Origin of the sequence: Klebsiella sp. HN106 (assembly GCF_051209435.1) — a bacterium.
GTDB lineage: Bacteria > Pseudomonadota > Gammaproteobacteria > Enterobacterales > Enterobacteriaceae > Klebsiella > Klebsiella oxytoca.
The window spans coordinates 19,628-32,401 of sequence record NZ_JBLURD010000009.1 but is presented as its reverse complement, the minus strand read 5'-3'; the positions used below and the strand labels follow the sequence as shown (position 1 = coordinate 32,401).

The 12,774-nt window shown below is 55.1% G+C and carries 11 protein-coding genes; 9 read left to right on the top strand and 2 right to left on the bottom strand.

The window, feature by feature from the left end:
• Positions 1–42: 42 nt before the first annotated feature.
• Positions 43–1,476, top strand: coding sequence for a PTS glucose transporter subunit IIBC (gene ptsG / locus ACSIPU_RS19685; RefSeq protein WP_004101102.1), 1,434 nt, complete (start codon positions 43–45; stop codon positions 1,474–1,476).
• Positions 1,477–1,575: 99 nt separating this feature from the next.
• Here ptsG and fhuE read toward each other — a convergent pair whose 3' ends face one another.
• Positions 1,576–3,759: a ferric-rhodotorulic acid/ferric-coprogen receptor FhuE gene (fhuE, locus tag ACSIPU_RS19680; protein WP_196551108.1), complete on the bottom strand. Its 2,184-nt coding sequence runs from the start codon at positions 3,757–3,759 to the stop codon at positions 1,576–1,578.
• Between the two features lie 353 nt (positions 3,760–4,112).
• Between fhuE and hinT the strand changes: the two genes are divergently transcribed.
• From hinT to ACSIPU_RS19640, 8 genes are all read left to right on the top strand, one after another.
• Positions 4,113–4,469 (top strand): purine nucleoside phosphoramidase, encoded by a 357-nt coding sequence (gene hinT / locus ACSIPU_RS19675; RefSeq protein WP_004112181.1) that lies wholly within the window; start codon positions 4,113–4,115, stop codon positions 4,467–4,469.
• Positions 4,470–4,474: 5 nt separating this feature from the next.
• Positions 4,475–4,849, top strand: a complete 375-nt coding sequence (locus tag ACSIPU_RS19670; RefSeq protein WP_004101105.1) for a YcfL family protein — start codon at positions 4,475–4,477, stop codon at positions 4,847–4,849.
• A 12-nt stretch (positions 4,850–4,861) separates the two neighbouring features.
• Positions 4,862–5,497 (top strand): penicillin-binding protein activator LpoB, encoded by a 636-nt coding sequence (gene lpoB / locus ACSIPU_RS19665; protein WP_004101106.1) that lies wholly within the window; start codon positions 4,862–4,864, stop codon positions 5,495–5,497.
• Positions 5,478–6,296, top strand: coding sequence for a thiamine kinase (gene thiK, locus ACSIPU_RS19660; protein WP_004101107.1), 819 nt, complete (start codon positions 5,478–5,480; stop codon positions 6,294–6,296). The genes lpoB and thiK overlap by 20 nt, the downstream gene beginning before the upstream one ends.
• Positions 6,297–6,327: 31 nt before the next feature.
• The gene (gene nagZ / locus ACSIPU_RS19655) at positions 6,328–7,338 is read left to right on the top strand and encodes a beta-N-acetylhexosaminidase (RefSeq protein ID WP_029779317.1); all 1,011 of its coding nucleotides are present in this window, start codon (positions 6,328–6,330) and stop codon (positions 7,336–7,338) included.
• Positions 7,339–7,374: 36 nt separating this feature from the next.
• Positions 7,375–7,917: an alpha/beta hydrolase YcfP gene (gene ycfP, locus ACSIPU_RS19650; RefSeq protein WP_004101110.1), complete on the top strand. Its 543-nt coding sequence runs from the start codon at positions 7,375–7,377 to the stop codon at positions 7,915–7,917.
• 233 nt (positions 7,918–8,150) lie between these two features.
• Complete coding sequence (locus tag ACSIPU_RS19645; protein WP_004101125.1) at positions 8,151–9,455, top strand: NAD(P)/FAD-dependent oxidoreductase; 1,305 nt, start codon at positions 8,151–8,153, stop codon at positions 9,453–9,455.
• Between the two features lie 229 nt (positions 9,456–9,684).
• Positions 9,685–10,224 carry a glycine zipper 2TM domain-containing protein gene (locus ACSIPU_RS19640; protein WP_004101127.1) on the top strand — a complete coding sequence of 180 codons (540 nt, stop codon included), beginning with the start codon at positions 9,685–9,687 and terminating at the stop codon, positions 10,222–10,224.
• A 56-nt stretch (positions 10,225–10,280) separates the two neighbouring features.
• Here ACSIPU_RS19640 and ACSIPU_RS19635 read toward each other — a convergent pair whose 3' ends face one another.
• Positions 10,281–12,458, bottom strand: coding sequence for a TonB-dependent siderophore receptor (locus tag ACSIPU_RS19635; RefSeq protein WP_196557988.1), 2,178 nt, complete (start codon positions 12,456–12,458; stop codon positions 10,281–10,283).
• Between the last annotated feature and the right edge of the window lie 316 nt (positions 12,459–12,774).

The following is a 12,774-nucleotide window of genomic DNA, read 5'->3' as shown; positions in this document are numbered from 1 at the left end:
AAAGCGTAAAAAAGCACCAAATACTCAGGAGCACTCTCAATTATGTTTAAGAATGCATTTGCTAACCTGCAGAAGGTCGGTAAATCGCTGATGCTGCCGGTATCCGTACTGCCTATCGCAGGTATCCTGCTGGGCGTCGGTTCCGCAAACTTCAGCTGGCTGCCAGCCGTAGTTTCCCACGTCATGGCAGAAGCGGGCGGTTCAGTCTTCGCTAACATGCCGCTGATTTTTGCTATCGGTGTCGCACTTGGCTTCACCAATAACGACGGCGTATCCGCTCTGGCATCGGTCGTCGCTTACGGCATCATGGTGAAAACCATGTCCGTGGTTGCGCCTCTGGTTCTGCATTTACCTGCTGAAGAGATTGCGGCTAAACACCTTGCAGATACCGGCGTACTCGGCGGTATCATCTCGGGTGCCATCGCAGCGTACATGTTCAACCGCTTCTATCGCATCAAGCTGCCTGAATATCTGGGCTTCTTTGCGGGCAAGCGTTTTGTGCCAATTATCTCCGGTCTGGCAGCGATTTTCACGGGCGTGATCCTGTCCTTTATCTGGCCGCCGATCGGTACTGCCATCCAGACGTTCTCCCAGTGGGCTGCTTACCAGAACCCGGTTGTCGCGTTCGGTATCTACGGCTTCATTGAACGTTGCCTGGTGCCGTTTGGTCTGCACCATATCTGGAACGTACCTTTCCAGATGCAGATTGGCGAATACACCAACGCAGCAGGTCAGGTCTTCCACGGCGATATTCCGCGCTACATGGCAGGCGACCCAACGGCGGGCAAACTGTCCGGCGGCTTCCTGTTCAAAATGTACGGTCTGCCGGCTGCCGCTATCGCTATCTGGCACTCTGCTAAGCCAGAAAACCGCGCGAAAGTGGGCGGTATCATGATCTCCGCAGCGCTGACCTCGTTCCTGACCGGTATCACCGAGCCGATCGAGTTCTCCTTCATGTTCGTTGCGCCGATCCTGTACATTATCCACGCGATTCTGGCGGGCCTGGCCTTCCCGATCTGTATCCTGCTGGGTATGCGTGACGGGACGTCGTTCTCTCACGGCCTGATCGACTTTATCGTTCTCTCCGGCAACAGCAGCAAGCTGTGGCTGTTCCCGATCGTCGGTATCTGCTACGCGATCGTGTACTACGTGGTCTTCCGCGTGCTGATTAAAGCGCTGGATCTGAAAACCCCGGGTCGCGAAGATGCAACCGAAGACAGCAAAGCTGGCGCGACCAGCGAAATGGCTCCGGCACTGATCGCTGCTTTCGGCGGTAAAGAGAACATTACTAACCTTGACGCATGTATCACTCGTCTACGCGTGAGCGTGGCGGATGTGGCGAAAGTTGATCAGGCTGGCCTGAAAAAACTGGGCGCCGCAGGCGTGGTTGTTGCAGGTTCAGGCGTTCAGGCTATTTTCGGTACTAAATCCGATAACCTGAAAACTGAAATGGATGAATACATCCGCAACAGCTAAGTTGTGATATGGGGAGACTAAGGCAGCCAACTGGCTGCCTTTTTTAATGGCCGCAGGCGTTAAAAGCGCGCCCGCGGATTTTGTCACGTTAACCAGAGATCAGAACTGATAGCTGGCGGTAATGCTGAAGTTGCGCGGTTCGCCGTAGACAATTGAGCCATCGATGTTGGTGTCGTAGGTTTTATCGAACAGGTTATTGACGTTACCCTGCAAAGCAAAATTTTTAGTGACCTGGTAGCGAGTGAACAAATCAACCAGTGCGTAGCTGCCCTGTTCCGCACGGAAGGTGCCGTATGGCGTCGCGGTATCTTTATATACCCGGTTCTGCCAGTTAACGCCGCCGCCAACGGTCAGTTCAGGCATTACCGGCAGACGGTAGCTGGTAAACAGTTTGACGCTGGTTCGCGGCAGGTTGGGATTCACCGCATTGCCTTCATTATCTTCAGCGACAAAACGCGTCGCCCCAAAGGTCATCTGCCAGTTATCGGTAATCGCACCGTTGATTTCGAACTCCACCCCTTTGCTCACGGTTCCATCGACGGTTTTATAGGCTGCTTCGCCGTTGCTACCGGGGATTTGCCCGCCGGTCGCCTGGCCGAGATTATCCTGCTCGATGCGGAATATCGCGAGAGTCGTGGTTAATCGGCTGTCCATCCAGTCCGACTTCAGGCCCACTTCATAGTTATTCCCGGTAATCGGTGTCAGATACTTACCCGAGCTATCGCGCTTGTTCTGCGGCTGGAAGACCGAGGTATAGCTGGTGTAGGCCGACCAATTGTCGTTTATGTCGTAAACCAGCCCGGCGTATGGGGTGGTATGATTTTTCTCCATGTTGTAGGTCAGCGTCTCAATGCTCCAGTTGTTATAGCGGACGCCAAGGATCAGATGCAGCGGATCAAGCAGGGAAATACGCGTCGCGGCATACACCGATTTCATGCGCGTGGTATCGTCCTGCGCCAGACTCTGCGGGCCCCAGCTGGTTTCCGGGAACCCAGCGCTATTGAAGCTGTAGAAGCTGCCAATCTCATTGGGGAAGACGTTTGCCCACGAGCTGAAATAGCGGTTATTTTGCTTGCTGTAGCTGCCGCCTATCATCAGATTATGCTGGCGACCGAACAGGTCATAGCCGCCGTCGGTGAACAGATCCACGGCGTCGACTTTACGCTTTCCGCTATTCCAGCCGGTACCGCCTACGTAGTCATAGCCCGGACCGTAGCTGCTATAAGGCCCCTCCAGCATCCCGGTCGCTTTATTGACGTAAGCATCCACGTACATCATTTTGCTGTCGAACTTGACCTCGGAGTGAGTGGCGTTCAGCGTTGCCTGCCAGGTATCGGCAAAGCGTTGTTTCAGCGTAACGAAGACTTTATTGATCTCTTTGTCGTTATAGGCCCAGTCTGGAGCGGTGCTGTGGGCGCGATCGTAACGGTTTGTGCTGCCATCGGTATTCCAGCGCGGCAGACCGCCCCATGTCGGGCTATTGACGTTGATACGCTGATACTCGTAGCCGGCGGATAAACTGGTCGACGTCGCGAGATCCGCATCCACAATCCCCGAGAAGAACGTTTTTTCGCTGTTGTAACGATCGAGCCATGAGTCATTATTTTGATAACCAGCGATAATGCGCGCCCGCACGTTGCCATCTTCGGTTAGCGGGCTTTGCATATCGGCAACGTAGCGCTGCTTGTTCCAGCTGCCGTACTCCGCAGAGACATTTCCCTTGAACTCGCGGCTGGTCGCATGCTTACGGATCATATTGATCGACGCGGCGGGATTACCGGTGCCGGTCAGCAGACCATTCGCGCCGCGGACGACCTCCACCCGTTCGAAAAGGGCCATATCGGAAAGCGCGTCGCCCAGATTCCAGCGGGATTCAAACCAGGTCGGAATGCCATCGACCATATAGTTATCGATCTCAAAACCACGAGAGTAGTAGCTGGTGCGGTCAGAATCTGCCTGGCTGCTGCTGATCCCCATGGTGTGCTCCATCACATCACCCAGCGTTTGCAACTGCTGATCGCGCATCCGTTGTTCGGTGATGATACTGACCGATTGCGGGATATCGCGTTGGGCCATCTCCATTTTTGTCCCTGCGGAGGTGGTTTTGACGCTGTAATCCTGTTCTTGCGTATCCGAAGCGCTATCTGCGGAACCTTCTACAATAATAGTGTCTTCGGAGTGACCGGCAGCCTGGCTAAGGTTTGGGGAGAGCGCCAGCGCTATGCCCATCGCAAGCAGGGATGGAGCGTTACGCCCATCCCGGGAATGAGTGGAGAGAGACATCATAAACCCTTGATCATGAGATAATTGTTATTCGCTACGGCTCTCTGGCCGCGGTCGATCGTAAGCGCACTGCATTCATTTTGAATACAAATGAGAAATATACGCATTAATATTTAAACTGTAAATAAGGGTAAGCATGAAGGTCATAAAGGCGTTATTTCTGCCGTTGCATCGTTTCCAGGTAATAAACGATTAATCCGTCGGCAGCCAGGCGCTTTGTGGCGTAAGAAAAAACGCATTCAGGTTGAAAGAGGGGGAGTAACTCGCTCATACTCTTAGAGGAATTCCGTGCGTCCGCGTTTACCTGCAGGGGCAGGCCAGTGCACGGTATAAAAATGATTAAGGAATCAGTCATGGCAGAAGAAACGATTTTCAGCAAAATCATTCGCCGGGAGATCCCGTCGGATGTGGTTTATCAGGATGAGCTCGTTACCGCTTTTCGCGATATCTCTCCGCAGGCGCCGACCCATATTCTGATCGTTCCCAATATCCTGATTCCCACCGTCAATGATGTGACCGCAGAGCATGAGCTGGCTCTGGGGCGCATGATGACCGTAGCGGCGAAAATCGCCCGCGACGAGGGGCTCGCCGACGATGGCTATCGCCTGATCGTTAACTGCAATCGCCACGGCGGCCAGGAGGTCTATCATATCCATATGCACCTGCTGGGCGGCCGTCCGTTAGGCCCGATGCTGGCTCATAAAGGTTAAACTCCATGCGTGCAGCCCATATCGGCGCATTACTGGCCGTGACATTACTGGCCGGGTGCAGTTCGCATCCGGAAATACCGGTCAGCGATCAGCAAAGTCTGGTGATGGAATCAAACGTACTGGCAGCAGGAATCAGCGCTGAAGTACCAACGGTAACTGCATCCGAGATTCAGGCGACGGCGACCACCAGATTGTTCAATGAACGCCAGGTTCCGGTGACCGTGCATTATCGCTTTTTCTGGTATGACGCCAGGGGACTGGAAATGCATCCGCTGGAGTCTGCACGCAGCATAACGGTTCCTGCGCACTCTTCCGTTACGCTTTATGGCAGCGCCAATATTCTGGGGGCGCACAAGGCCCGACTTTATCTTTATCTGTAAGAGGTAATCGTAATGATTAAACTATGTCGCTATGCATTAGTTACCGCACTGGCGATATTCCTTGCCGGATGCGTGGGTCAACGTCAGGAACCCGCTCCCGTTGAGGAAGCGCAGCCGAAGCCGCAGCAGCCTGTTCAGCCGCAGCCGACTGTGCCGACTATTCCCGTGATACCGACCCAGCCGGGTCCGATTGAACACGGCGAGCAGCCTGCGCAGCCGGCGCCGCGCGTGCGTCATTTTGACTGGCACTCCGCGGTGCAGCCGATGATTGGTCAGATGCTGCAGGCCAGCGGCGTAAATGCGGGCAGCATTTTGCTGGTCGACAGCGTCAACAACCGCACTAACGGCACGTTGAATGCGGGTGAAGCCACCACGGCGCTGCGTAATGCGCTTGAGGGTAACGGAAAATTCACCCTGGTTTCCCAGCAGCAGCTGGGCGTGGCCAAACAGCAGCTTGGCCTGTCGCCACAGGATAGCCTTGGTAGTCGCAGCAAAGCGATGGGCATTGCGCGCACCGTTGGCGCACAGTATGTGCTCTATTCCAACGCAACCGGCAACGTCAATTCACCTGAGCTGAAAATGCAGCTGATGCTGGTACAAACCGGCGAAATTATCTGGTCGGGTAAAGGTGCTGTTCAGCAACAATAAGCTCACGCGCGACGAAGTGCTGTCGCGCTTTTTCCCCCACTATACGCCTGTCGCCGCGCTGTCCGAAACCGGGCTGAGCGGCGGCAGCTGTATTCTCAGCGATGGCCGGCGAAAGCGGGTGCTGCGCCAGCCGCACGACCCGCATGCGCCGTCCTGCGACTTCCGCCGCCAGTACCGTGTGCTTTCCCGCCTTCCCAATACCTTAGCGCCTGCGCCGGTTTTTTATTCTCCCGCCTGGATGGTGGTGGAATATTGCTCTGGCGACGTGGTCAACGCATTACCGGAGTGTCCGGCGCTCGCAGGGTTGCTGTATCATCTGCACCGGCAGCCACGCTTTGGCTGGCGTATCGCGCTGCGGCCGCTGCTTGAGCGTTACTGGCAGCAGTGCAGTCCTGCGCGCCGTACACCGCTGTGGCTACGGTGGCATAAGCGGCTGCTTCGCCGGGGCGAACCGCAGCCGTTACGTCTGGCGCCCTTACATATGGATGTCCATGCGGGCAACATTGTTCGCGGCGAGGCGGGACTGCGGCTGATTGACTGGGAATATGCCGGCGATGGCGATATCGCGCTGGAACTGGCGGCGGTGTGGATCGACCCCGTTGCGCATCGCCAGCTTACCGCAGAGTATGCGCGACAGGCGCACATTGATGAGCTTCAGCTCTGGCGGCAAATTCAGCGCTGGCGCCCTTGGGTGCGGCTGCTGATGGCGGGCTGGTATGAACGACGCTGGCAGCAAACCGGCGACCGGCAGTTTATCACGCTGGCCGATGAGATATGGCGTCAGTTAGACAAAAAATAAAAGGATAAGAGAGGTGGCTGTGGGCCCGGTAATGTTGGATGTCGAAGGTTTTGAACTGGATGCGGAAGAGCGTGAGATTCTGGCGCATCCTTTGGTTGGCGGGCTGATCCTGTTTACCCGCAACTATCACGATCCGGCGCAGCTGCGTGAGCTGGTTCGCCAGATCCGCGAGGCTTCGCGCAACCATCTGGTGGTGGCGGTCGATCAAGAAGGCGGTCGCGTGCAGCGTTTCCGCGAGGGCTTTACCCGTCTTCCTGCAGCGCAATCCTTCGCCGCCCTGCTAGGCATGGAAGAGGGCGGCCGGCTGGCCGCAGAAGCCGGTTGGCTGATGGCCAGCGAAATGATCGCTATGGATATTGATATCAGCTTTGCGCCGGTGCTGGATGTCGGACATATCAGCGCCGCTATTGGCGAGCGCTCTTATCATCAGGACCCCGACAAGGCGCTGGCGATAGCTCGCCATTTCATCGATGGCATGCACGGCGCGGGTATGAAAACCACCGGCAAGCACTTCCCGGGGCATGGGGCGGTGACGGCAGACTCTCACAAAGAGACGCCGCGCGATCCGCGTGCGGAAGCGGAAATTCGCGCGAAAGATATGGCCGTGTTCCGCACGCTGATCGGCGAGCAGCGTCTGGATGCTATTATGCCCGCCCACGTTATTTACAGCGACGTTGACCCCCGTCCCGCCAGCGGCTCCGCGCACTGGCTGAAAACGGTCCTGCGCGGCGAGCTGGGATTTGACGGCGTAATATTCTCTGACGATCTGTCAATGGAAGGCGCGGCGATTATGGGCAGCTATGCCGAACGCGGCCAGGCGTCCCTGGATGCGGGTTGCGATATGATCCTTGTCTGCAATAATCGTAAGGGTGCGGTCAGCGTGCTGGATAACCTGTCGCCGATCAAAGCAGAGCGTGTTACGAAATTGTATCATAAAGGTTCCATTAGCCGTCAGGCGTTAAGGGATTCCGCCCGCTGGAAGACAATAAGCGCGCAGCTGGAGCAGCTTCACGCGCGCTGGCAAGAGGCGAAGTCCGCGTAATATACCTGAAAGGCGTTGTTGTCTGGTGAGGATGCGATGATTATCTATTTACATGGTTTTGACTCAAACAGCCCCGGTAACCATGAGAAGGTGCTACAGCTTCAGTTTATTGACCCCGATGTCCGGTTGATTAGCTACAGCACGCGGCATCCTAAACATGATATGCAGCATTTGTTAAAAGAAGTCGATAAAATGCTGCAGCTAAGCGCCGACGATCGACCCCTCATTTGCGGCGTGGGTCTCGGTGGTTTCTGGGCGGAGAGAATTGGCTTTCTTTGCGATATTCGCCAGGCCGTTTTCAACCCCAACCTGTTTCCTGATGAAAACATGGAAGGCAAGATTGACCGGCCGGAAGAGTATGCTGATATCGCCACCAAGTGCGTGAATAATTTCCGTGAAAAAAACCGCGACCGCTGCCTGGTGGTGCTGTCACGACAGGATGAAGCGCTGGATAGCCAGCGTTCTGCGGACCTGCTGCACCACTACTATGAGATCATCTGGGATGAAGAACAGACCCACAAGTTTAAAAATATCTCCCCGCATCTCCAGCGAATAAAAGCCTTCAAAACCCTCGGCTGATCGCTCCCGGCCCGCAATGTGAAAACAATGCGGGCTTTTTTTATCCATTTCTGCGATTGCGCGCTCAAAAAATATGCAGTAAAACTTGATGCATATCAATTTTGGTATGACCAATGCACCGTTCATGTTATTCTCGATCTCGCTGAATGGTTTCAATGCCGTAACCTGTTGTTAATTAAAGGCTATATCAATAACCTTTAATTAACAATTGGTTAATAATTTTAGGGGGTCGCGTGACTACACCATTGAAAAAAATAGTGATTGTGGGTGGTGGTGCCGGTGGGCTGGAGCTGGCTACCCAGCTGGGTAAAAAGCTGGGCCGCAATAAGAAAGCCAAAATTACGCTGGTCGATCGTAACCACAGCCACCTGTGGAAACCGCTGCTACATGAAGTAGCGACCGGTTCACTTGATGAAGGTGTAGACGCGCTGAGCTACCTGGCCCACGCCCGTAACCACGGCTTCCAGTTCCAGCTGGGGTCAGTGGTAGATATTAACCGCGAGACCAAAACGATCGCCCTTGCTGAACTGCGTAACGAAAAGGGTGAGCTGCTGGTACCTGAACGTAAGCTGCCTTACGACACGCTGGTGATGGCGCTGGGAAGTACCTCTAACGATTTCAATACGCCAGGGGTTAAAGAAAACTGCATTTTCCTCGACAACCCGCACCAGGCGCGTCGTTTCCATCAGGAAATGCTGGATCTGTTCCTCAAGTACTCGGCGAATCTTGGGGCGGACGGTAAGGTGAATATCGCCATCGTAGGCGGCGGCGCAACCGGCGTTGAGCTGTCGGCCGAGCTGCATAACGCGGTGAAGCAGCTGCACAGCTACGGCTATAAAGGTCTGACTAACGAAGCTCTGAACGTGACGCTGGTTGAAGCCGGCGAGCGTATTCTGCCGGCACTGCCGCCACGTATCTCCGGCGCGGCGCACAACGAGCTGACCAAGCTGGGCGTTCGCGTTTTGACCAAAACCATGGTCACCAGCGCCGATGCTAACGGTCTGCACACGAAAGAAGGCGAATTTATTAACGCGGATCTGATGGTCTGGGCGGCCGGCATTAAAGCGCCGGACTTCATGAAAGAGATTGGCGGCCTGGAAACCAACCGCATTAACCAGCTGGTGGTTGAGCCGACGCTGCAAACCACTCGCGACGAAGATATCTACGCCATTGGCGACTGCGCCTCCTGCGCCCGTCCTGAAGGCGGTTTTGTCCCACCGCGCGCTCAGGCTGCGCACCAGATGGCGACCTGCGCTCTGCACAATATTCTGGCGCAGATGAAAGGTAAACCCCTTAAAGCCTATACCTATAAGGATCACGGTTCGCTGGTGTCGCTCTCCAACTATTCCACCGTGGGCAGCCTGATGGGCAACCTGATGCGCGGTTCAATGATGATTGAAGGGCGCATTGCGCGTTTCGTCTATATCTCTCTGTACCGTATGCACCAGATTGCGCTGCACGGTTACTTCAAAACCGGCCTGATGATGCTGGTAGGGCGTATCAACCGTATTATTCGCCCGCGTCTGAAGCTGCATTAATGTTGTTCGGGCGGCAGAGCCAAAAGGTGCTGTCGCCCGGATCCCTCCGCTAAGCTTTCCCCCGGAAATATCCAGAATATCCTCCTGTCTTTTCCGTAAAACCCCCTCAGATTTCTCCGAATCACCTTGATTTGCCGTACGTTCACGCACTTTTCATCCGCTTTCTTATTTGCAAGGCTTATGGCTGAGCGGCAAACTTAGCGGTAATAGCAACAAAGGAGGATGTCCCGTGAATAAATCTATGTTGGCGGGTATAGGGATTGGCGTGGCTGCCGCGCTGGGCGTTGCAGCCGTTGCCGGTCTTAACGTGTTAGATCGCGGACCGCAGTATGCGCAGGTGGTGTCCAGTACGCCGATAAAAGAGAGCATTAAAACCCCGCGTAAAGAGTGCCGAAACGTCACCGTCACTCATCGTCGCCCGGTGCAGGATGAAAACCGTATTGCCGGTTCAGTCTTAGGCGCAGTGGCCGGCGGGGTGATTGGTCATCAGTTCGGCGGCGGCCGCGGCCGCGACGTTGCCACCGTCGTGGGCGCGCTGGGCGGCGGCTATGCTGGTAACCAGATTCAGGGCTCAATGCAGGAAGGGGACACCTACACAACCACGCAGCAGCGCTGTAAAACGGTGTATGACAAATCGGAAAAAATGCTCGGCTATGACGTCACTTACAAAATCGGCGACCAGCAGGGCAAAATCCGTATGGATCGTGACCCTGGCGCGCAAATCCCGCTGGACAGCAATGGTCAACTGATTCTGACTAACAAAGCGTAAAAAAGATGTTTATCTCTATTAGCCCCTCAGTCGCTCAGGCCGAGGGGCTTTTTTTATCAGAAGCTCAGTGCGTAGTTCAGGCCAAAGGTACGGCCGCGACCTTTATATTCGTACAGAGAGCTGCTGCCGTAGGTTGGGCTGTAGAGCAGCGGCGCGCGCTGGCCCCAGACGGTGACATAATCTTCATCAAGCAGGTTCTCGATACTGAAGGTCAGTTTGCCAAGAGGTAGCGCGTAGCTGCCGATAAAGTCCACGGTATTATAACCATCAAGCTTATTGCCGCTGGCATCGCTGAGATCGAATACCTGTTGGCTCTGTATCCGCAGCGACCACGGTTCGGGCGCCCAGCCAACCCAGGCGGTGGCTTTTGACGGCGAGGCGAGCGTCACGTCCCACTTCTGCCAGCTACCGTCACTCTTCACCTGAGATTTCAGCACGTTAAAGTTAGCTCCGGCGCTCCAGTCGCTATTCGGGAAGAAGTAATCTACGGCCCCTTCAAGGCCGTAAATACGGCGTTTATCGGACTGCACGTCGATGGTCATGTCGGTACGGTTAACGACAATCGTCTTATCGGAGGTCGAATAGTATGCCGCCAGCTGGGTGCGCAGGTTATCACCGGTATAGCGCCAGCCCAGTTCGTAAGAGTTGACTTTGATCCCCTGCAGCGGCGAGTCGCCGACGTTAACGCTGGAGAGAAGCGGGAGATGGCCGTTGACCGCCGCGCCGTACTTGCCGATGCCGTAGTATTTCCCCGGGTCCGGTAGCTCAACGCCCTGAGAGAAGTTAAACCAGGTTTGCTGGCGGTCGGTGAGATGAGCAACGATCCCGGCGTTAAACAGGAAGTTATCGTAATCGGTTTTTCCGCCCGGAATGGCATCCGCCGAGCTGACCTTACCGCCGGCGACATCCTGCTGCTGGGCATAGCCAACAAAGTCATCGACCCGGTTTTCCGTCCACTGGTAACGTACGCCGCCGCTGAGGGTGAAAATATCGTTCAGATCGTAGCTGGACTGCAGGAACGGCGCCAGGTTGGTAATGCTGTAGCCGGGATAACGGCCAGTGGTATAGATTGCCTGGTTATTCAGGCCCCCGGAAGACATTGATCGATTCAGATCGAAGAACATCTGATTGGCGTTGAACGTTTCGTGGTCCGCATCCAGCCCCCAGGTCAGGTCCCATCCGTCCAGCGGCTGGCTGTTAAGGGTGACTTTCGCCCCGTATTGATCGGTATCCTGTTTTGAGGATGAGAAGCTGCTAACCTGGCCTTTGCTCAGCGTAGGGAAGGGATAAAAGGACAAGGATTCATCGCGATAATAAACCTGACTGACGAGGTTCTGGCCAAGGAAATCGGCATCGGAATACTGCAGGCTAATGAGGTGACGCTCGGTGCCGGGTACGCGGTCCGAGTTCAGACCATCGGTGGTAAAGGCCTTGCCGTCGCCGGTCACCGCCGACATATTTTTCCCCAGGTACAGGCCATAATCGTCGCCCTGGCTTTTATAATACTGCGTAACCAGCTGCAGCTGACGGTTATCGTCAATTTCAATGGTTCCCGTCCCCATGACGTCGAGGCGATCGGAATGCTGCAGGCCGGTCTGGGTATTATCCAGGATTAGCGCATCGTGGTTACCGTCATACCAGCCGCCGAAGCGCTGATAAGCGACCGACAAACGACCGGAAGCGTGGTCGGTACCGCCGCTGACCGCTGCCGCCACGCGTTCATCGCGATCGTTGCTATTAGCAAAGCCGGATTTGCCTCCCAGTTCCAGATCGACCTGACGCTCTTGTTGTCCCTTTTTGGTGACGATATTGATAAGACCACCGGTACTGCCGCCGCCGTAGAGCGAGGTGGCGCCGGAGATCACCTCAATGTGTTCAATGTTAAACGGATCGATTGAATCCAGCTGGCGACTGTCGGTACGGGAGGAGTTAAGGCGAACGCCATCGATCAGGACGACGATCGCGCGGCCGCGCATGTTCATGCCGTAGTTGGTGCGTCCCTGGCTGCTGACGTCGATGCCAGGGATCAGCTGCGCAAGCACATCTTTAAATTCTTTACCGCCCTGTACCTGCTGTTCAATCTCCTGGCCTTCAATGACCCAGGTGGTCTGCGCCATTTCAGCGACGGTGCGATGCGTTCGGTTAGCGCTGACGATCATATTGTCATCAGCGGCCCAGGCGGGCAGGGCGGTTGCCAGCAGCAGTGGGTTGAGTACCCAGAGACGCTTGTTCATGCTCATTCCTTTTATGAGTTTATGCCCGTCATTCTTCAAGTCGCAGGTGTTGGCTTTGGATTACTCGGCCCATCCATGGCGCTGGCCCCTACGGGGCCAGCACTAGCGCAGTTCAAGGCACAAGTACCTTGTCCTGCAACTCGAATTAGTTAGGGCTAACGATATCGTTGTTTTAATTTTCCGGTACGGGTGCACCGGTTGTTACAGGGTGAAATAAACAGAAATGTTTAAGGCTGAATTCTGCCCGTATTGATTATTGTTATCAATATCATTCTCGAGAAAAAAACAAATAAACGACTGAAAACATGACGTAATG